The 21258-nt window shown below is 58.7% G+C and carries 19 protein-coding genes; 5 read left to right on the top strand and 14 right to left on the bottom strand.

What is annotated here, in order from left to right; all coding sequences use genetic code 11:
• Positions 1-183: 183 nt before the first annotated feature.
• The 3 genes from J5286_RS08880 to J5286_RS08870 all read right to left on the bottom strand — a co-directional run bounded on the left by J5286_RS08880 (position 184) and on the right by J5286_RS08870 (position 3328).
• Positions 184-1071 (bottom strand): LysR family transcriptional regulator, encoded by an 888-nt coding sequence (locus J5286_RS08880; RefSeq protein WP_245205698.1) that lies wholly within the window; start codon positions 1069-1071, stop codon positions 184-186.
• A 229-nt stretch (positions 1072-1300) separates the two neighbouring features.
• Positions 1301-2368, bottom strand: a complete 1068-nt coding sequence (locus J5286_RS08875; RefSeq protein WP_209190297.1) for an aldo/keto reductase — start codon at positions 2366-2368, stop codon at positions 1301-1303.
• A gap of 12 nt (positions 2369-2380) precedes the next feature.
• Positions 2381-3328 (bottom strand): DMT family transporter, encoded by a 948-nt coding sequence (locus J5286_RS08870; protein ID WP_209190000.1) that lies wholly within the window; start codon positions 3326-3328, stop codon positions 2381-2383.
• 101 nt (positions 3329-3429) lie between these two features.
• Here J5286_RS08870 and J5286_RS08865 point away from each other — a divergent pair, with 101 nt between their 5' ends.
• Positions 3430-4308: a LysR family transcriptional regulator gene (locus J5286_RS08865; RefSeq protein ID WP_209189999.1), complete on the top strand. Its 879-nt coding sequence runs from the start codon at positions 3430-3432 to the stop codon at positions 4306-4308.
• Positions 4309-4324: 16 nt separating this feature from the next.
• On the opposite strand, the gene J5286_RS08860 is transcribed toward J5286_RS08865, so the two are convergent.
• Both J5286_RS08860 and J5286_RS08855 read right to left on the bottom strand, forming a co-directional pair.
• The gene (locus J5286_RS08860; protein ID WP_209189998.1) at positions 4325-5491 is read right to left on the bottom strand and encodes an FAD binding domain-containing protein; all 1167 of its coding nucleotides are present in this window, start codon (positions 5489-5491) and stop codon (positions 4325-4327) included.
• Positions 5492-5630: 139 nt separating this feature from the next.
• On the bottom strand, positions 5631-6557 hold the full coding sequence (locus J5286_RS08855) for a LysR family transcriptional regulator (RefSeq protein WP_209189997.1): 927 nt from the start codon (positions 6555-6557) through the stop codon (positions 5631-5633).
• A gap of 60 nt (positions 6558-6617) precedes the next feature.
• On the opposite strand from J5286_RS08855, the gene J5286_RS08850 reads away from it, so the two are divergent.
• Positions 6618-7328 (top strand): DsbA family oxidoreductase, encoded by a 711-nt coding sequence (locus J5286_RS08850; protein WP_209215340.1) that lies wholly within the window; start codon positions 6618-6620, stop codon positions 7326-7328.
• Positions 7329-7769: 441 nt separating this feature from the next.
• Positions 7770-9146, top strand: coding sequence for an aminotransferase-like domain-containing protein (locus J5286_RS08845; protein WP_209189995.1), 1377 nt, complete (start codon positions 7770-7772; stop codon positions 9144-9146).
• Positions 9147-9521: 375 nt separating this feature from the next.
• Here J5286_RS08845 and J5286_RS08840 read toward each other — a convergent pair whose 3' ends face one another.
• From J5286_RS08840 to J5286_RS08800, 9 genes are all read right to left on the bottom strand, one after another.
• A complete protein-coding gene (locus J5286_RS08840) occupies positions 9522-10370 on the bottom strand; it encodes a sugar phosphate isomerase/epimerase family protein (protein ID WP_209189994.1) in 849 nt (282 codons plus the stop codon).
• 62 nt (positions 10371-10432) lie between these two features.
• A complete protein-coding gene (locus J5286_RS08835; RefSeq protein ID WP_209189993.1) occupies positions 10433-11857 on the bottom strand; it encodes a mannitol dehydrogenase family protein in 1425 nt (474 codons plus the stop codon).
• A gap of 2 nt (positions 11858-11859) precedes the next feature.
• On the bottom strand, positions 11860-13056 hold the full coding sequence (gene uxuA, locus J5286_RS08830) for a mannonate dehydratase (RefSeq protein WP_209189992.1): 1197 nt from the start codon (positions 13054-13056) through the stop codon (positions 11860-11862).
• Between the two features lie 46 nt (positions 13057-13102).
• Positions 13103-13879, bottom strand: coding sequence for an amino acid ABC transporter ATP-binding protein (locus J5286_RS08825; RefSeq protein ID WP_209189991.1), 777 nt, complete (start codon positions 13877-13879; stop codon positions 13103-13105).
• 5 nt (positions 13880-13884) lie between these two features.
• Positions 13885-14544 (bottom strand): amino acid ABC transporter permease, encoded by a 660-nt coding sequence (locus tag J5286_RS08820; protein WP_209189990.1) that lies wholly within the window; start codon positions 14542-14544, stop codon positions 13885-13887.
• On the bottom strand, positions 14541-15206 hold the full coding sequence (locus J5286_RS08815) for an amino acid ABC transporter permease (RefSeq protein ID WP_209189989.1): 666 nt from the start codon (positions 15204-15206) through the stop codon (positions 14541-14543). The genes J5286_RS08820 and J5286_RS08815 overlap by 4 nt, the downstream gene beginning before the upstream one ends.
• A 94-nt stretch (positions 15207-15300) precedes the next feature.
• Complete coding sequence (locus tag J5286_RS08810) at positions 15301-16137, bottom strand: substrate-binding periplasmic protein (protein WP_209189988.1); 837 nt, start codon at positions 16135-16137, stop codon at positions 15301-15303.
• Positions 16138-16157: 20 nt separating this feature from the next.
• The gene (locus J5286_RS08805; protein ID WP_209189987.1) at positions 16158-16874 is read right to left on the bottom strand and encodes a GntR family transcriptional regulator; all 717 of its coding nucleotides are present in this window, start codon (positions 16872-16874) and stop codon (positions 16158-16160) included.
• Positions 16875-17316: 442 nt separating this feature from the next.
• Positions 17317-18357: a LacI family DNA-binding transcriptional regulator gene (locus J5286_RS08800; protein ID WP_245205696.1), complete on the bottom strand. Its 1041-nt coding sequence runs from the start codon at positions 18355-18357 to the stop codon at positions 17317-17319.
• A 376-nt stretch (positions 18358-18733) separates the two neighbouring features.
• Between J5286_RS08800 and J5286_RS08795 the strand changes: the two genes are divergently transcribed.
• Positions 18734-19465, top strand: a complete 732-nt coding sequence (locus tag J5286_RS08795) for a gluconate 2-dehydrogenase subunit 3 family protein (RefSeq protein WP_245205615.1) — start codon at positions 18734-18736, stop codon at positions 19463-19465.
• 22 nt (positions 19466-19487) lie between these two features.
• Positions 19488-21257 (top strand): GMC family oxidoreductase, encoded by a 1770-nt coding sequence (locus J5286_RS08790; RefSeq protein WP_209189985.1) that lies wholly within the window; start codon positions 19488-19490, stop codon positions 21255-21257.
• Position 21258 lies beyond the last annotated feature (1 nt).

Below are 21258 nucleotides of genomic sequence, written 5' to 3'. Positions count from 1 at the left end.
CGCCTGATTGACAAGCGACCGGTAAGCGGAGCATCAGCAAAGACTAGGAAATGGCGGGAGCTTGGTCTTGTCTCGGACTGTCACGCGGCTTGACTGTGCGTGCCAGAGCTTGCTTCAAAGCATGCCTGCGAGGCGGATAGATCTGTTTCTGCGCGCGGCGCGACCGCCCGTATCGCGTGAGATCTACGTCAACAGATGGGCGATCTTGTGCTCCCACTCGGCGCGGAGTTGCTTTGTCAGGAAGTCGATTACAAGCCTCACCCGTGCCGCTGCCAGACGCGAATGGGGAAACACCGCCGACACGGGTGTTGCAGGCGGTCGTGTTTTGGGCATGACGATCTCGAGATTGCCGGAATGAACATCCTCGGCAACGTCCCAGATTGACTTCATCACGATCCCGGCACCCTCGAGCGCCCAAATGTGGGCGAGATCGCCGTCGTTCGTCGTCAGGTCGCCGCCGACTTTGACGGATTTGCCGTTCTCGAAGGTCCATCGGCTAGCCGGCGGCGAGCCATGCAAAATGCAGTCATGAAGCGCGAGCTCCTCGATTGTCGTTGGTCGTCCTCGTTTGTCCAGGTAGGTCGGGGAAGCGCACATGACATGGGCGTTGGGGGCTATTGCTCGTGCGATCAGGCTTGAATCCTGCATCGCACCAAAACGGATTGCGATGTCGAAACCCTCGTCAACAAGATTGACGATGCGGTCACTCCCATCGAGGTGAATGCGAAGCCCGGGATGATTGGATTCGAATGTCCTGAGCAGCCCCGCGAGCTTTCTGCGAGAAAAGGCGAACGACGTGGTAATTCGAAGAAGGCCGACGGCTGTGCCCTGATCCTTTGAAACCTCGGCCTCAGCCTCCTCTATGTCCGTCAAGATCCGGCTGCAGCGCATGTGGAATGCGACGCCTTCGTCGGTAAGGGAAAGCTGGCGCGTCGTCCTGTTCACAAGTCGAACGCCGAGCCGTTCTTCCAGGCGCGTGAGCCTGCGGGAAACCACGGGGAGCGATTGGTCGAGCTCCGCCGCAGCCGCCGAAAGGCTCCCGGTGTCCGCGATCCGCACGAACGCAATCATATCTGAGAGGTGGTCGCTCATCGTATTGTTGCGATTATTACAAGAGAGCTGAGTGCGGTAGGTTCATTATTGTGAAATCGCTCAGGGTGCAAGAGCGGCCGGGGGACGATGGGCTATGGGAATGACTGAAACCGGGATCAGTGACGCGCGTGCAAGCGATGCGCGAGCCACCGTATTTTGATAACTGCCGCTCCTGACGGCGTTCCAAGGTAATCGAGGTCCGCAGTCTTCACGCGATGAAGACTGGCCTAGCCCATTTTAGCCGCCCATCCACCCCGGGGGCACCTCTGGCTCGAAGGTGATGCCACGTCCCAGAATCAATCTCAAAACAATGCGATCGGTGGCAACGGGGGAAGATCTTATCCAATTCGGCTATATCGTCCGGGCTGAAAAGATGACCTGCAGCCGTCGCGTTTTGCGCGACCTGTTCCGGGCGCGTTGCTCCGGCGATAACCGAGGCTACGGACGGGCGAGAGGCTAGCCAGGAGAATGCCACCTGAATCTCGGTCAACCCGCGTTCTTTCGCAAAGCTACCAAACGCGGCAAGTTGCTCGAAATTCGCGTTATTGAAATCTTCCTGACGAAAATGCGAAAGCCGAGAACCTTCCGGTGCCCTGCCGCTCGAATACTTGCCGGTGAGCAATCCGCTGTGGAGCGGATAGTAAGGCAGAACGCCCAACCCGAACTCGATCGCTGCGGGCACCACTTCAAGTTCAGCCCGTCGATCCAGCAGATTGTAGTGGTTCTGCGATGCTACGAAGCGTGATGTTCCCAACTCACGCGCAATATATTCGGCCTGCGCGATCTGCCACCCTGCCATATTGGAATGTCCGATATAAAGAATCTTACCCGCGCGAACCAGGTCGTCGAGCGCTGCAATCGTCTCCTCGATAGGGGTGGTTCTGTCAGGCGTATGAAGCTGATAGAGGTCGATGTGATCGGTCCCCAGCCGGCGGAGCGAGGCTTCGACTGCACGCCGGATGTAGCGACGCGAGCCGCGCACACCGAAGTCGCGGCCGTTCGCGCCCTCCGTGTCCATGCCGAATTTCGTTGCAATTACAACCTCTTCTCGGTACCCTTTCAAGGCTTTTCCAAGCAGTTCTTCACTTAGGCCGGGCGGGGTTCCATAAGTGTCGGCAACATCGAAAAAGGTTATGCCAGCATCAAGAGCGGCATGGACGACTGCCTGGCTACCGACCTCGCTATCGCTTGCTGTATTCGGTCTTCCCAAGTTACTGCATCCGAGGCCAACATTTGAAACGGTGAGTCCCGAGCGACCAAGCTGGCGATAGTTGATCGATTTCATGCTTTACTCCTTTGATAGGGGATTGTTTCTGTAAGATCGCAAACGCCCAGTGAAGCGACCTTGGGTCATCAACAGGCCGCCGAGGATCAGGAGGCCGCCGAGAGGTTCGTTCCAGTGCAATCGTTCTCCGAGGAGCAGGATTCCAAGAACAACACCGACCATCGGTACGGCGTAGGTGACCGTTGCGGCCGGAGCGGCACCCCACATTGCGATGATGTCGGTGTGCCAGATGTACGCGATCCCCGTACCTAGAAAGCCAAGCAAAGCCATGCTCGCGATGATGGGGATGGTCAGCCTTACCGGCTCGAGGCCGCCGACAAACGGGGCAAGCAGCAGGCCGAGAACGGCAGCGATTCCAATCTGGCCGGCTGCAATGGTCGTCGCATCGTATCGTCCAGACTTAAGGAGCTTGCGGCTCAGCGTGAAGGCGACGCCATAGCAGAGGTTTGCACTCAGGCAGGCCAGATGCGCTAGCGGTGCCAGATGGCCTCCCGCATCGGTGAAAGCGTTCCACGGTGTGGCGAGAACCACCACGCCGATCGCGCCAATAGCCAAGCCCCCGATCCGCCCGCCTACCAACTTTTCTTCGGGGATCACCAGCAGCGAGACGAGCAGTGTCGCAAGGGGGGCTGTTGCATTGTATATGCTCGACAGGCCTGATGGCAGAAACTGTCCAGCCCATGCGTAGAGAAGAAACGGCAGCACGCAAGCGAAGACGGAGATCAGCAAGAGCGCCAACACTACGCTCGGCTCGCGCGGCCAACGTCGCTTGGTCACCTTCATGACGACCGCGAGAAAGGTTGCGCCGAGCACAAGCCGGGCCATCATAATCTGGCCCGGCGAAAGGCCATCAAGGGCAACCTTGATAAAAAGAAAGCTGGCTCCCCACAGAAGGGCCAATGCGACGAATCTCGCTGCTATCCCGTCAAGATGGAAAACCGTTCGTTCCAATGCCACTCCGCGATGCCCGTCAAGTTTGCAGTTGGCCCTATTTCATCGATCCAGTATAATGAGTCAAATCGATGGATCGAATAGAGGCATGAGCGGTTTCGATGCAGTTTACACTTCGTCAGCTTGAGGTGCTTGTCGCCATCATCGACCATAGAGGTTTCAGCGCGGCTGCGGAGGCTCTGGGGATGGGCCAGTCCTCGGTGTCGCATTCGCTGGCTTCATTGGAGAAATTGTCGGGTGGCGAGTTGGTGCGTCGATCGAGCCCCGCGACCATGACTGCGTTGGGCCACGAATTGGTGTCACATGCGCGCGCGGTGATCGCCGCCGCTCGTACTTTGGAAGCCGCCATGGCAATTGATCGCGACACGGATACACCGCCTCCGGTCCGGTTGGCTATTCCTCCGACTGCCGCGAGAAGCATCCTCCCGAAAATGATGCTCACGTGGCGTGAACATGCCCCGAAGATCCGCGTCGAACTGTTCGAGGGCTTCGATGACGAAATCAGGGATTGGTTGGATACTGGCTCGGTCGATGCCGCGATCCTGATCGATCCGGACAGGCCATCGCCCGGCGCCATCACTATCGCAACCGACGGCTTCCAGGCCGTTTTGCGAGCAGATCATCCTCTCGCTGGGGAGCAAGAAATTACGCTGGACGATCTGCTCGACGATCCAATTCTCGCCTCGGCAGGGGGCTGCGAGGTTCATATCGAGCAGATGCACCGTCTCGCGGGATTGGAGTTCAAGCCTGCACAGCGTATCCGCGATCTATCCACGCTCCTCTCCATGGTGGCGGCGGGTCTCGGTGTCGCAATCGTACCCTCGCTCACCGCCAGCATGTTGCCAGATGGTCTTGTTCTCGTCCCAGTATTCCCCCGAGTAGTCCGTGCATTGGTCTTCACTGGGCCCGACCGCCGCCCATGGCACCCGTATGTCGGCCTCATGCGCGACATCCTCAAGGAGGATCGTCAGGCGGCATAGTTTGCCGCCATCTGATTTACGCGGAGGGCGGTCGATGAAACAGCAAATAGTCTCCAGCGTTCGCGCCCTGTCGGTAGAGGGCCTTTCCCAGCGCTATCTGCCTGGGTTCCCAGCGGGCCAGGGCTAGGTCGATGTCGTCCGGGAATGCCAGTAGGGCGTCCGCGAGATCCAATGCATTGGACGCTGCCTTGGAGGTGCTGGCGGCAGTATGGGGACGGGGGATCGCCGCAGCGTCGCCAACGAGTATCACTCGGCCCTTCACCATTTCGTCAGATGCCAAGTCGCGGATTGCCTGTGCAAAAGGCTGCTCCGTGGCATGGACGACATCGCGAAAACCAGGCGGCAGCAGCGTGGTGGCATCGCTTCGCATATGAGCAACCCACTTGTCCGCGAGCCTGCCCTCGGGTATCGAGTAGCCTCGCTGGCGACCGTCTCGATCGGTCATGATATCGGCCAGTTGCTCGCTATCTGCGACGCGATACCAGACCCAGTTGTAGAGCCGGTGGCCCTCACGTACATCGTTCTTTTCGCCGGGCACCAGGTAGCCGAGGATGTGCGATCCGGTGTTGTTGGCGAAGCCGAAGTCCCCGTGAAGTGTTTCGCGTGAGATCGGCGGCATGTCATCTTCCGCAACGAGGCCTCGCCACGCAAGATATCCGGCATAGGTCGGCACGACTTGCGGCCAGTACTGTCCCCTCACGCGTGAGTTTCCTCCGTCCGCAGCGACCAGAAGATCACCGGTTTCGCTCGTCCCGTCACTGAAGTATGCGGTGACAGTTCTCTTTTCTGCATCCTGCTCGATGCGGCGCAGGTCTTTTGCCTGATGATAGTGAGCGTCTCCGAACGCGGACTTCAGTGTGGTGTAGATTAGTGACCAGGACGTTTGTGTCTGGGGGGCTATCTGCTCGGATTGAATCGACCCATCGGGCCGAAACACCGTGCGCTTGCGAGAGCGCACACCGAGATCGATCAACCCGGAATCGATGCCAATCCGGCGGAAAACCTCAACGACGTCGGGTTGCAGGACAATACCGCCACCCCTGCTGTCGAGTTCGCGAGCAGACCGCTCATAAATGTCGACGTTCCATCCTATGCTGCGCAGCAGATTTCCGGCAAACAGGCCTCCTAGCGATCCACCGATAATGAGGGCGCGACGTTTGTGCTGGTTGGTCGATGCTTGCATGGCGGTTATCTCCGTCTCGTTTCCTTGAGCCGATGATACCTGACGCGATTTTGTTTATAATCGATCCAATTTCGGCAACACCTTTGCGGTGATCGCAACACCATCGTGCCCTGTTGCTCATCGCGCCGGTGGCACCCGATCAAGGCTTTGCGATCCGGTCCCAATAAGGTGGCGTTCCGAAATGTCTTGCGAGGAAGTCAAGGAAAGCGGCGAGCTTGGGCGATCCTCGGCGATTCTGCTGGTAGACCGCCGATATAGTACCTTGATCACCTTTTGGTGCTGGCGACCACTCTCCAAGGACTTGCACCAGTCTTCCAGCCGCAATGTCTTCGCCCACAAGCCAGGTGGGCATAAGGATCAAGCCAGCACCTCCAATCGCGGCCTCTCGCAGGAACTCTGATCCGGTGGATCGCAGACGTCCGGATACGGCAACCTTCTCCATTTTCCCATTTCGGGTCAGCGTCCAGGAGCTGTCACCGGTGAGATAATCGAACACCAGACAATTGTGCTGTCTCAGATCCTGTGGTGTCGCCGGGACACCGTATTCGCTGAGGTAAGCCGGGCTCGCACAAATAACGCGGTGATGGGGAGCCAACTTGCGGACAAGCAGGTTGGAAGACGCGAGTGGGCCGAGACGAATTGCAACGTCAATCCTTTCGTCTACAAGATTCACGACCGAATCCGTCAGTTGAATATCAAGACGCATGTTCGGGAACCGCTTGAGGAATCTCGGCATCGCAGGTGCGATGTGTAGTCGCCCAAATGCGACTGGCATCGTCACACTCAGGAGGCCGCTGGGCGACCCAGACAGTTCACTGATCGCGCGATCGGCATTGTCGAGATCCTCGAGAATGCGTCGGGCATCGTCGTAATAGTGTGTCCCAGCCTCGGTCAGGGTTACGCTCCGCGTCGAGCGGTTCATGAGCCGCGTGCCAAGGCTCTCTTCCAGCGCGTTCAATTGTCGTGTCAGCGATGACGGAGCCACTCCGAGCCGGCGGGCGGCCGGAGCAAATCCGCCATGATCGACCACAGCCACAAAACTTGCCAATGCGGTAAACCTATCCATGCCTCACCATTGCACGCGTCGCAAAGAAGCTCTCCCTCCAGCGCTCATTATCATTTCTCCATGGCGGAACAAATATGGGCAATGAAACATGGAGACATTCCGATGACAGTGACCGTTACAATCACATCCGACTTCATCTGCCCTTGGTGCCTCATTGGCGAGCGGCGGCTTGAACAGGCGATCACCAGACTCCCTGAAGGCGTCAACGTTCAACTGAAGTGGCGGCCGTTTGAACTCAACCCGGAGATGCCGGGTGAAGGCATGGACCGCAAAATCTATCGTTCTCTCAAATTTGGCAGCTGGGAGCGGAGCCAGCAGTTGGATGCTCAGACCGTCGCAGCGGCCAGGGACGATGCAGTCGCCTTCAACTACGCCTCGATCAAGCGGACTCCCAGCACTCTGCTTGCCCATCGCTTGATGGCGCTTGCGGAAGAAAATGGCTTGGCTACTCCCGTCGCCAAGTCGGTCTTCTCCGCCTATTTCGAACAGGGCCGAGACGTCGGCTGCGCGTCTATCTTAGCGGACATAGCTGAGGAAAATGGCCTTGAGCGCGAAAGCGTGGCAGCCTTTCTCGCCAGCGATGCCGGGACGGATCAGATTCGAGCATCTCAATGGGCACAGCAGGCGGAAGGTATTCGCAGCGTACCGCTATTCGATATCGAGGGGGAAATCATAGGCGGTGCCCAATCCGTCGATACCTTCGAGGCGGCTCTGTTGAAGGCCAGCGGCAAGAATGGCGACTGCGCCGATGGCGTCTGCACAATCGCCTGAGCCAAGTGGCCACTAGACGCGACCGGTGGGGGGCGGCGATGTCCGTGTCCCCGCCGACGTGGTTGTCGCCAGCTCGATCCCCCGAAGGACTATGAGAGGCGCGCGCTCTTAGTGCGCTGAATTCGCTATTTCGTCTTCTCTTGATCCTTATGCCACTTGATCGCATAGAACATGCCTATGCCCAGCACGATGATCTTCAGTGGAAAGAAGACCAAGGGGAACCAATCTACCCAGTCGCTTGTCATGACCAATTACCTTCACAAATTGAATGGATGAAACAACACATACAATGTTGCCATCATTCTGCCCAGGTGCGTTTTGTCGCAGGTTTATCGCGCCTGTGGGGAGATAGTGTGTTCTTCCGAGTTGACATCAAGATCCACAATCATCCATACAATACGTGCATTTTCATGGATTGCATGGACGAGGGCGATTGAACCGATGACAGCGACTTATTGGAAGCCTCGGCTCGGATCGCGCGAAGGGCCGATTTACCTTTCCATCGCCGACGCGTTGTCCGAGGACATCGCTGCCGGACGTTTGGCGGAAGGGGTAAGGCTGCCAACGCAACGTCGATTGGCCGAAGATCTTGGCATCGACTTTACTACCGTGAGCCGAGCATATTCAGAGGCTCGTAGCCGGGGACTGATCGAAGGCAAAGTAGGGCAGGGAACGTACGTGAAGTTCCGGCGCGGCGAGCGGGCGCCCTCGGGACCATCGGGTGTCGTCGACATGAGCATGAACCTGCCTCCTCGTTTTTCCGATCCCCTGCTGGAACGCAGGATGTGGGATGGCATGAGCGGAATCCAAGGGCAGGGGATGGATCTTCTGCTTCGATATCAGGAACCTGGCGGCACCATCGACGATCGGGCAGTAGCTAACGCGTGGCTGTCTAGACGGCTTCCGGAAGCATCCGTCGCCCGCGTCCTGATCGCTGCGGGTGCTCAGGGAGCGCTGCACGCAATCCTCAGCGTCCTGGCCGAACCCGGCGATACCATCTGCGCGGAAGAACTCACCTACCCCGGCCTTCGCTCGATCGCGTCCCACTTGCGCCTAAGGCTGGCTCCAGTCGCTATGGACGCTAAGGGGCTCGTTCCAGAAGACTTCGAGCGTGTATGCCGCAAGGCAAAACCGAAGGCCCTTTACTGCATGCCGACGCTCCACAACCCGACGACGCGAACAATGCCCCTGCAACGGAGGCTGGCCCTTATTGAAGTGGCGCGGAAGTTCGGCGTTCCGATCGTCGAGGATGACGCCTACGGCGCGCTCGCGCCCTCATCGTGTTCGCCGTTGGCGGCATTGGCACCGGAGGTCGTATATCACGTCGCGAGCCTCTCGAAGTGTCTGTCCCCCGCTCTCAGAGTGGCATATGTTGCCGTCCCGGAAGGCCGGGCTCAGAGGATCACGCACGCTATTCGCGCTTCCGCCTCCATTGTGTCTCCCTTGACCAGTGCCTTGGCATCTCATTGGATCGAGACCGGAGTTGCAGACGCCGTGCGGGAAGCGATTTGCCAGGAGAACGTCAAGCGCCATGCAGCGGTAGTGGAGACGTTTCCCTTCGAATTCGAGTTGGCGCCGGGCGGCTTCCACCTATGGCTCAAGGTTCCGGAGCCGTGGACCCGCGGCGAGCTTGTTTCTAGACTGCGCTCTGTCGGGATCGGAATCGTTACCAGCGATGCATTTGCCGTTACGGCAGCACCGGAAGCCGTCCGGCTGGCGCTTGGCGCACCACCCAGCATCGAAGAACTCAAACGTGGACTGATGGTGCTCACCGATCTTCTGTCCCAACCGCCCGCCATGTCGACAATGGTCATCTAAGGTCGATTGGCCCGGCGCTTGCCACAGGCATCCGCTTTGTCGGAGAACGGGCGAACAATAAAACCGAGCGCGAAGACGGCCAATGCGGGAAAGAGCGGACGCCAGCGGATCTTCGGGGATGCGCGCCATGAAGGCTGCCATCAGGCCATAGATGCTCCAGTCATACCACTCCAGCGCAACGGTCCCCGCCCGTGCCGAAACATCGCGCAACTTCGGAATTGGTCTGCTTTTCCGTCATGCCCAATCCTCGCGATCAACTGCGTATTCGAGCGGCCGAAATTTTGCGAATCTCACCAAGGCCCGATGGGGCCGAAGCTGCGACGAGACGTGCGGTCCGCAAGGGCCGCGCGCTTTGGCGAAGAGCAAAAGAGATGGTCAGTCGCCGAAGACGGACTTGAGGACCGCGTTTGCGCTATCGGCCACCTGATCGCCGTCCGTGAACAGGGCGCGCCAGGAGGAAACCCCTTTTGCGACATCGGGGCCACTGACAGCGCTGGAGAAAGCCTCGGCGCCGATGATCTCGCGGTAACCGCTGTCCTTTAGAATTTGCAGCATCGGGCTGAAATCGATCGCACCGCGATCGAGAAGGCCACGGTCGTTCTGGTCCATTTCGAAATAGACGAGATAGGGGAGCGCGCGCTTGAGCGCGGCAAGCATGTCCGTTTCCTCGATGTTCATGTGGAACGTGTCGAGATGCAGGAACAGATTGTCGGAACCGCTCAGCTTGACGAAGGCGATGGCGTCATCGACCGTGTTGAACATGTTGGTTTCATAACGGTTGAGGATTTCCATCGCCAGACGGATGCCCATCGGCTTGGCTTCCTCGGCCAGAACCGCCAAGGCCTCGGCCGCCACCTTGCGGTGTTCGTCGGTTGCTGCGGCCTCAGCCTTTCCAAAAAGCCCGTAAATGATGCCGCCCATATGGTATGCGCCCATGTCCCTGGCGAGCTTCAACGAAGCACGATGCCGCTCAAGCCCGCGCTTGCGGGTGTCGGGATCAAGACTGGAAATATCGGCATCTGGAAGCTGTGTCGCGGTTACGACCGGGGCAATGCCATGGCCACCGAAAATTCGGGCAATATCGGTGGGATGGATGGTGGCATGGTCACGCATTGGGATGACGACATGGTTGAAGCCCTTGGCCTCTGCCTTGGGGGCGACTACTGCGGCCGCTTCAGGTGTCCAGACCTTGATCCAGGCATAGGAGTGAATGCTCTTTTTCATGACAATTCCTTTCGCATCGGGCACCGGCCAACGCTGTATCCGATTGATCAATCGAGCTGTGGTTACAGCTCAGCGTCGAGCGCGTTCATCTGTTCGATGAGCGTGTTTCGCCAAAGCGGACTGTTCGCCAGGGCCGCCGGGAAGAGCCCCGGCAACGCGATAAACGGTTGAAGGCGATCGGATACGTTCGCACTCGCGCACGACGCACGTGCTGCTCGCAGAAGTTCGGCGGAACGGGGATCGTCAAGGCGATCCTGTCGAAGCACAAATGCCAACCATAAGGCGGTGACGTATGCAAAGCCACCGATATCGCCGCCAGCTTGCAGCGCGTCAACCGCCGGCGAGAATATCCGTTGTGGGAGTTTTTGCGTGCCGTCCATGGCGATCTGCGCGGTCCGGTGTGCAATCGTGGGATTGGCGAAACGGCTCAGGAGATCATCGATATAGACTGCGATCCCAATCCCTGGCACGGGGTCAAGCGTCTTTGCGGCGATTTGCATATGCTGGCGGACACGTTCCCTGTGTTTGGCGACAGCCATGACATCACGAACATAGTCAAGACCGTGAAGCTGCCCGAGATAGGCGATCAGGGAATGCGAGCCGTTGAGAAGCCGAAGCTTCATCTTCTCGTAGGGGGCGACATCGTCGACGAAAAGCGCGCCGGCTTTTTCCCAGGCAGGGCGACCCGATACAAAGTTGTCTTCGATGACCCACTGGATGAAACTTTCGGTTTCCAGAGCCAGCGTGTCGTCGACACCGAGCAGGCCGGCTGCCCGATCGCGGGTATCCTGTGCCGCGGCTGGGACGATACGGTCGACCATCGTATTTGGAAATGTCGCTCGGCTTTCGATCCATTCCGAAAGACTCGGATCTCGTTCCCGAGCCATATCCAGCACGAGCTTTTTGACGACATCCCCGTTAGAGGGAAGGTTGTCGCAGCACAGGATCGTGTAGGGGCTATCACCGGCCAAGCGACGACGTGCAAGCCCTTCAACGAGGAAGCCGATCGCGCCGGTTGGATTGTGAGGGTTTTGCAGATCGTGTGCCACTGCAGGATGGTTCCGATCCAGACCGCCGCTTGCCGGATCCAGGCCATAAGCCTTTTCCGTGACCGTCAGGCTGACGATGCGGATCTCGGGATCGGCAAGTTGACGCAGGACAGCTTCTGCTTCGACCGAGGCCGCGAGGGCGCCGACGATCGAGCCAACGACGCGTATATGGTCACCCTGTGCGTCGCGGGTCGTGACCGAATAGAGCATATCCTGGGATCTGAGATCGTCAACGATATCGCGGGACCGCAGACTGACGCCGATGATACCCCAATTTCCCCCTTCACTTGCCATGGCGTCTTCGGTGTAGATCGCCTGATGTGCACGGTGAAACGCGCCGACGCCAATATGCAGGATTCCCGCTTTGAAATTCGCAGGCTGTATTGTCGGCGCTTGAACACCTGCCGGAAGTTCTGCGCTCTTTGACAGTTTCTGCATGTCTAGTTCATCCCATGCGAGGAATGCGAAAGCGCACGCTCGATCCCGCGCAATTCCGCAAGGCCTTTCAGGCGTCCGATCGCCGGGTAACCGGGCTGCGCACCGCGCGTCAGGTCATCGAGGATTTCCTGGCCGTGGTCGGGACGCATAGGGATCTGATTATCGGCACGGCCTTCGGCCTTGCGACGTTTTTCTTCCTCAAGCACCGCGGCGACGACGGCGACCATATCGGTATCACCTTCCAGATGCTCGTCTTCATAGAACGAGCAGGGAGTGCCGGCATCTTCCCGCTTTACGTTGCGCAGATGCAGGAAATGGAGGCGCGGGGCGAGTTTGCGGATCATCGCCGGCAAGTCGTTGGCGGAACGCGCACCGAGCGAGCCGGTGCAGAAGGTGACGCCGTTGGCCTTCATATCAACTGCGGCGAGGACCTTTTCATAGTCTTCGAGCTTGGAAAGGATCCGTGGAAGGCCGAGCAGCGGCCACGGAGGATCGTCGCCGTGTGCACAAAGCCGCATCCCAAGCTCTTCGGCAACAGGAGCAACTTCCGAAAGGAAATCGATCAGCCGGTTCTGCAACGCGGCCGCATCAATGCCGGCATACCGGCGCAAATGGGCGCGCAATTCGTCGAGCGAATACACTTCCGTGGACCCAGGCAAGCCTGCACCGACATTGTTGGATATGGAGCGGATGTCGGCTGGCGACATTGTCTTGAAACGTTCGGACGCTTCAGCAACAAGATCGGCCTGGTAATCGGCTTCGGCGTCCGGCCGCTGCAGGATATGGAGATCGAAGGCGATGAAATCGATGAGATCGAAACGCATCGTTTTCGCGCCGTTCGCCGTTGTCCAGCGTAGATCGGTGCGCGTCCAGTCGAGAACCGGCATGAAATTGTAGCATATCGTTTCGATGCCGGCGGCTTTCAGCCGCCGCAGGTTTTCCTGCCAGGCGGCGAGATGAGCCTTGTAGTCTCCCGTTCCTGTCTTGATGTCTTCCGAGATCGGAATGCTCTCGACAATATCCCATGACAGTCCGCCGGCAAGAATCTGCTGCTTGCGCTTCTCGATTTCCTCGGTGGCCCAGACCGAGCCGGTAGGAAGGTGATGGAGTGAGCTGACAATACCATGAGCGCCGGCCTGCGCAGCATCCTCGACACGAACCTTGTCGACAGGTCCGAACCATCGCCACGTATGTCTCATCTATAAAATCTCCGCGTCTGAAATATCTGGTCGTATTGCCAATGACTCAACCGTCCCAGCCGAGATGGCTGAGGAAGTCGCGTGTGCGCTCGGCTTGCGGATTGTCGAAAATCTGCGCAGGCGGCCCCTGTTCGACGATACTGCCGCGGTCGAAGACGACCACCCAGTCGGCAACCCGGCGAGCGAAAGTCATCTCATGCGTGACGACGATCATCGTCATGCCTTCTTCGGCGAGCCGCTTCATCACGTTCAAGACCTCGCCGATGGTCTCTGGGTCGAGGGCTGAAGTGGGTTCGTCAAACAGCATGACCTCCGGCTCCATCGCGAGAGCCCTGGCGATAGCCACACGCTGCTGCTGGCCACCCGAGAGGTTTGCCGGGTATTTGTCGGCCTTGTCCGAGAGCCCGACCTTTTCGAGCAACGCAACTGCGCGCTTGCGCGCGACCTCTTCCGAGACCTTCAAGACGGTAAGCGGGCCGACGGTGATGTTCTCCAGTACGGTCTTGTGAGGGAATAGCTCGAAGTTCTGGAAGACCATGCCCATCTGCTGGCGGACCTTACGAATGTCCGCCTTGTTGGACGGGAGAGGCTTGCCGTCGATAAGGATTTCGCCGCCCTGGATCGCTTCGAGCGCATTGGTCGTGCGCAGAAGCGTCGATTTGCCGGAACCCGATGGTCCGATCAGGCAGACGACTTCACCCTTGTTGACGCGCGCCGAAACCGATCCGATTGCGACGAATTCGCCGTAGAGCTTCCGGATTTCGCGATATTCAACGACCGGGGTCTGATTGGCATTCTTGCGGTTCTGGAGTTCTGCGGCCATGGCAGTCATTCCTTCACTCCCCATTTCTTGTAGATGCGGTCGACCAGCTTGGCTTGCGGATACCCCAGCAGCCAGTAGATCACCGCCATTGCGGTCAGCATTTCCAGAACCCGGAAGGTTTGTGCGCGAACTTCCAGGGCAGTGTGGGCAAGATCACCGACGGCGATGACCGAAACCAGCGACGTATCCTTGAACAGCGATACCCATGTGCTGGCGAGAACCGGCAATACGCGCCGCGCGGCCTGAGGCAACACGATCTTTATCATCGCTTCCGTCTGGCTCATGCCGAGCGCGAGAGCGGCCTCGGTCTGTCCCTTTCGGATCGAGTTGATGCCGGCGCGGAAGGTTTCCGAGTTATAGGCGGACACGTTCAGCGATAGCGCCAGCAGACCTGTTGCAAAGGGCGATAGCGACACGTCGGTGAACACCGGCAAGACATAGAAGGTCCAGTAGACGAGCAGGATCAGCGGGACATTGCGAAAGAATTCCACGAAGCAGGCACTCAGGCTGCTGACGAGTCGATTGCTCGACAGGCGCATCAGAGCCAGAACGACACCGCCGGGGATGGCGATCAGCATGGTGCAGAACGTCAGGGCGAGCGTAATGCCAACGCCTTGAGCAAGAGCACCCGAATATTGCCAGACGACACTCCAGTCGAGGTTCATGAGCGTCCCCTATAGCCGATGTTTTTGTAGAAAAGGTCGATGAGACGCGTGGCCGGAAACAGGATCAGGAAGTAGACCACCATCGCGACGGTGAATGCCTCCATCGGCCGGAAACTCTGGCCAGAAACGGTTTCCGTACGCTTCATCAGTTCCGGTACCGCGATCACTGCGGCGATGGCCGTATCCTTGATGGTGATCGAAATGATCGAGCCGATCGACGGCAGCATGCGGATCAGGGCCTGCGGCAAGATGATCTTGCGCATCACCTGAGCTTCCGACATGCCAAGGACCAGGCCGGCCTGAGTCTGGCCTGCGCGGACGGAGCCAATGCCAGCACGCACGATTTCGGCAACGAACGCTGAAATGTGGAATGTCAGGGCAACCAGCGCGGCCCAAAATGGCGGAAGGTTGATGTTGGTCAGAAGCGGCAGTGCGAAGTAGATCCAGACCAATACCACGAGAACCGGAATGGCTCGCATGGAGTCGATATAGAAGACGAGGGGCATCGATAGCCATTTCGGGCCATACATTCGCCCAAGCGCGACAGCCACTCCGCAGATCAGGCTCAGTATCACTGTCAATGCACTTAGAAGCAGTGTGAGCCCGAGCCCGCCAGCGAGATATTGCCAGCTGTCCAGGACAGCCGAGAAATCAAAATCCATGACGCAGTTCTCCGACCCGCGCCCCGACGGGGCGCGGAAGATGAGAGAGAGGGTGGTAAGGTGCCCGAGAGTGTCGACCGCGGGCGAGTTGCGATTACTTCATCGTCTCCACAGTGCGCGCTTCATCAGCCGTCAATTTCGGCTGCATGTCCTTTTCGACGGCGCGCAGCCACTCGAGGAAGACGTCCTGGCCCTTGTCGATTGCCAGGCCGACAGGCGCTGCCTTCTCGTTGGAGTCCTGGCAGTTGTTCTCCTTGGGGAGAGCAGTCAGGCCGGGAACCTTCTTGTTTAGAAGAACCCACTGGACGCGATTGATTGCGGCTGCATCGGCGCGCTTGGCCATGATCTCTTCGATCGGCGCCGGCGCGCTGGACGAGGTGACGCCACGCAGCTTCGCGTTCGGGAAGCGTTCCTTGACCCAGTTCTCTTCAGCTCCACCGATAAAGTAGGCAACGGTGAAGTCGGGCGCGTTGACCGCGTCGACCGATGCGGCTTCGGAGAATTTCTTGTTGTCCTTGCGGCCGAATATGCAGACGCTCGTTTTCGAATAAAGCACGAAGTCGACCACTTTCAGGCGTTCGGGTGTTTCAGCGAGCGGGGTGATGCTGAGATCGACCTGATTGGAGGCAAGGACCGGTACTTTCGTTTCGTGGCTTACCGGCACCGGCTGAAGCTTCACGCCGAGTTGGGTGGCATACTCCTGAGCGAGCAGCCAGGCCGGGCCTTCCCATGGCTCTCCAGAGCCAGTCGTGTTCTCGACAAGCCAAGGCGTATTGGCGAGAACGCCTACACGCAGAACGCCCGCTTTCTTGATCGCGTCGATGCGCGGGCTGGCACCTGCCGCCGGTACGTCTGCCGCTTTCGCGATGCCTCCCGATACGACAATCGATGCCGCAAGCGTCAATGCAGAAAGAACTTTCAAACCCAACATGTTTTCCTCCCGAGTTAAGTTTATGACGTGGATATTGGTGTGGTCGACGTTCCCATATTTCCCTCGAACAACTCGGGCCTGTTTTCCGCGAGCTTTTCGATTGTCAAAAATACTGATTGCAGATGCTCGCGCATGGCGGCTTCGGCACCCGTCGTATCTGCTTCAATAACGCGAGAAACGATCATCTCGTGTTGATCAAAAATGCGATTTAGCCAATCACCGCTCTCAAGTGACAGATAGCGCACACGGTCGAGCTGTGCTTTCACACCCTGGATGAGCTCCCAAATTGCCGGATAGCCGCCGAGCCCGATAAGGTAGGTATGCATCCGATCATCGGCATCGAAGAACTTTTCGAGGTCGTTATCGCGAATGGCGCGCTTCTGCAGCGTCAGGAAATCCTGAAGGTCATCGGCGGCTTGAATGCTCATGTTGCCCGCCGCGAGAACAATCGTCCGGCATTCCAACGTTTCGCGTACAAACTGGCTGTCATAGACAGCGCGCAATTGGATCGGAGCAACGAAAGTGCCAACCTGCGGCACGATGCGGAGCAGTCCCTCGTCGGCAAGGCGCCGGAAAACCTCCCGGACAGGAGTACGACTGACGCCGAGTTGCTCAGAGAACTGCACTTCAGAAATTGCGGTGCCAGGCATGAGTTGAGCGGCCATGATGCGCTGGCGCAATGCGGCGTAAATCTCGCGCGCAACAGGTCCAGAGCGGGGCATCGTCACTTCGTTCATCGCATGTTTCTCCTCTTGCATACTAGTAATCAAGTGGCCGATCTTTGTCAATATTCCTGTTTTGAACGCTTGAGCGATCCTTTATTGAAATAAATGACGTAATATATACATATGCTTAAGCGATTGGATGCGAAACTTCTGATCATCCGGCGGGATCGGCCGACGTAAAAATCGAAGGAATAAGTAATAGAGAAACGCAGCTTGCACATCAGTTCTGAAAGCTGTTGGCGTCAGTGCGTATCGGGGCGCTCAAGCGCTACCGAGCTTCTCCAAAGCGCAAGCATGCTTCAGACGGGCGATTGGTTGACATCTTGCCCGGCTAGGGTGCTGGTGAGCGCGAAACCCAGGCAATCCTGCAGGCTCCTGACCATCGGCCGCGCGCCGTGATCCATCTTGTCGATCATGCGCGCAGACATCTGACGCAATTGGAGAAGCAATTTGCCTAGCAGTTCTCGGTGACGACGACGGCAAACGGCACGATGGTCTGGAAAGGCTGATGCGGTGTTGGCGATGTGATCAACTTGATCATTGCCTGCACGGTACGCCGTGCGATCTCATCGACCGGGTGGGCAAGAATGACGTCGATTTCACCCGACGACAGCCGACTGCGCGTGCGGCCGGTCATTTCGCAACCAATCACCATCACATCCTTTCGGCCGCGCCTCAGCAATTCCATACAGACACCATCGAGGCCGCCGCCGGCAACGAATAGAGCGGCGAGATCGGCATGCTCATCGAGAAGGCTGCGGGTGATGGCCTCGGCGGCACTGTCGTCCTCATGGGTGACGCGCGATTCGAGCAGGGTGAAATCCGCTTGCTGAGATCGCAGAAAACCACGAAAACTCGCATCATGAACCTGCTGGCAGGTGTACCGCTCCGAACCGGTCAGCACCGCGACCTTGCCGCTCCGGATGACGCGATGACAGAACCAGCCAGCCGTGCGGCCCAGCTGCCAGTCGTTGGAGCCGACAAAACCGATCCTGGCCGGCGAAGAAATGTCCGAAATCATGGTGATGACAGGGACGCCGCGACGCTCCAGTTCGCCCACAGCGGTGCTGACGGCCGGGTGATCCACGCAAACGCAGGCGATCACATCGCATTGCTCGCCCAGTTCCAACAGCGCCCTTGCAGCATTTTCCGGATCAGTATCGTTCAGATGCCGCACCACGGCCTGCCCGCGCAGGTTCACGGCCTTGCGTGCCGATCCCGACAATTCCTCCGCCAGATCGCGATAAAGCTGCCGGTCCGCGCTGTTCAGGAGAAAGCCGAACCGGCGTTCCGGGGCGTCCAGCACAAGCCTGCTGCGAATGCTTTCCACTGCGTAAAAACCGATCTGCTCGGCAACCGCCAGAACATGCTCGATCGTTGTCGGCTTCACCTGGCCGCGGCCGCTGAGAATACGATCGATCGTGGAGACACTTACCTGCGCTTCGCGAGCGAGATCATCAATGGTTTTGTGGCGCGGCACGTTGATTACCTTCATCAAATGGACCGCGCCTCCTTAAAGAGGATTGGTCCGCGCCGTCAAACGCAGTTTGCCTGACAGTGTGTTCGATGATCTCGGCAATCGCTCTAGACAGCCCACGCCATCAGAAAGACGGCATAGAATGAGGGAAATACCTTCATCTTGAGGGAATTTGCATGTGTCAAATTCTGGTGACTTGCCAGCCGCCATGCGCCCAATTAGCGCAGTGCAGACATGTTTTGAGAGACTTCTTTGACCACACATATCCGCTCCTTCAATTAACCCAGTTTCCTGTCGGACACGGCCTCATTTCGCCACGCGCGTCGCCCTCCCAGCGGCGCGCGATTGCCTTTGCGTGCCTCCGCGTCCGAGCTAATCTTGAAAGGAATGATACATGAAGCGTAGAGACCTGCTTCGCTCTTTCGGAGCGGCAGTCACCACCTCGGCTCTGGTTTCACCGTCGGCCGCCGTAGAAATGAAGGGTTTCCCGACCCAGACCTCGATGTCGCCGGATCACCTGCCAAAGCCCGCCATGAAAGGCGGTTCGTTCCGCGTGTTCCGCGAGGAAAATGACCGCAAGACACTGGCCGCCGTCTTCGACCGCATGATCCCGAGTGACAAGTTCGGCCCCTCCGCCAGCGAAGCGGGCTGTCTTGAGTTCCTGGACGACCAGCTTGCCGGACATTACGGCGAGGGTCGCGCCCTTTATCTCGAAGGGCCGGTTCGTCCGGAAACCGAAGAGGCGATCATGGGTTCGCCGCAGTTTACCCAGACGCCGCGCCAGCGTTACGAGGCTGGCCTGAAGGCGCTCGAAGCCTATGCGCAGGCAACCGACGGCGTTGCATTCCATGCCCTGTCGCCCGACCGCATAGACGAGATCCTTGCCGGGCTTGAAGAAGGCAAGATCGAACTGCCGAACGGCGTTCAGGGCAAGTGGTTCTTCGAGCTCATGCTGCAGAACGCCCGCGAGGGATATCTGGCCGACCCGATCTACGGCGGCAACCGCGACATGGTTGGCTGGAAGATGATCGGCTTCCCGGGCGCTCGTTACGACTACCGTCCGTATATCGAGAAGCGCGGTGAGAACCTGAACCTCGTTCCGGTCAGCCTGATCCCCAACGACTGATATCCCCTTCAGGAGAAAAATTATGACGATTGAACGTCCCAAGGCGGATGTGGTCATCTGTGGGCTGGGCTGGTCCGGCTCGGTCATGGCCGAGGAACTGACCCGCGCCGGCCTCAATGTGGTTGCGATCGAACGCGGCGCATGGCGCGACACCTCCACCGACTTTCCGCCTGCCGTCGACCCGGACGAGCTGCGCTGGCACACCCGCCGCGAGCTGCTGCAACCTATGAGCGTCGAAACCACCACGTTCCGCAATCGCATGGACCAGACGGCCGCACCCGTGCGCAACTGGTCGGCCTATCAGTTCGGCTGGAATGTCGGCGGCGCCGGCACCCACTGGGCCGGCATGTCCTGGCGTTTTACCCCCTGGGATTTCGAGATCGCTACCCAGACCCGCGAGCGCTATGGCGCCGCCAAGGGAGAGGGCCTGCAATTGCAGGACTGGGGCGTAACCTACAAGGACATGGAGCCCTATTACGACCGGTTCGAGCGCATCGCCGGCACCTCAGGCATTGCCGGCAACATCAACGGTGAAATCAAGCCGGGCGGCAACCCGTTCGAAGGCCCGCGTTCGCGCGAATACCCGACCCCGCCGCTGAAGGACACGTTCTGGATGCGCGAGTTCCGCGAAGCATCCGACCGAATGGGCTACAATCCCTTCACCATTCCGGCCGGCAATATCAGCCAGGCATTCGTGAACCCGCTCGGCGTGACCATGGGGCCCTGCACCTATTGCGGCTTCTGCGACTTCCACGGTTGCGGCAACTTTTCCAAATCCTCGCCGCAGGCCTGTATCCTGCCGGCGCTGATGCGTCGGCCGAACTTCACCCTTCTGACCGAGACCGAGGTTCTGCATGCCGTCAAGCATGACGACGGCAAGACCGCAAAGGGCGTGAAGTTCATCACCAAGGAAGGTGCCGAAGGGTTCCAGCCGGCCGATATCGTCGTCATCACCGCTTATCAGATGGACAATGTCCGCCTGATGCTGCTTTCGGGCATCGGCGAGCAATATGATCCGATCACCGGCAAGGGTACCGTCGGTCGCAACTACACCTATCAGACCTGCGGCACGGTCAACGGTTTCTTCCCGGATAAATACACCAACCCGTTCATCGGTGGCGGCGCGCTGGCCGTGCAGATCGACGATTTCAACGGCGACAACTTCGACCATTCCGGCCTCGATTTTATCGGCGGCGCCGGCATCATGGGCTATTCCACCAACGGTCGCCCGATCCAGAACATGAACAACCTGCGCCCCGGTTCCAAGCGTTGGGGCTCGGCCTGGAAGGAAGCCTATGCGCGCGACTACAATCAGGGCGCGGGCATCTTTATCCAGGGCACGTCCATGCCGGTTCGCGATGCCTATCTGGATCTCGATCCGGACTACCGCGACCGTCACGGCCAGCCGCTGTTGCGCCTGACCTTCGACTGGAACCAGAACGACAAGAACATGCTGAAATACACGGTCGATCGCTCCGTGGAGATCATGCGTGAAGCGGGCGGTCAGGACATCATCGTCGACAACCAGGCCGAACACAGCTGGAACCCCTACATGCAGCACTCCTCGCACACGATCGGCGGGGCTGTGATGGGCGCGGATCCGACCACCTCGGCGCTCAATCCCTTCCTGCAGAGCTGGGACGTTCACAACGTCTTCGTGGTCGGCGCCTCCGCCTTCCCGATGAACGGCGGCTACAACCCGACGGTGACGGTCGGGGCGCTCGCCGTGCGCGCAGCACAGGCCATTCATCAGACCTATGTGAACAACCCCGGCCCGCTGGTGAAGGGATAAG

It is taken from the genome of Rhizobium sp. 16-488-2b (genome assembly GCF_017741815.1).
Classification (GTDB): Bacteria; Pseudomonadota; Alphaproteobacteria; order Rhizobiales; family Rhizobiaceae; genus Rhizobium.
Note: the sequence above shows the minus strand (reverse complement) of the source record. Positions and strands in the feature narration are given on the sequence as shown.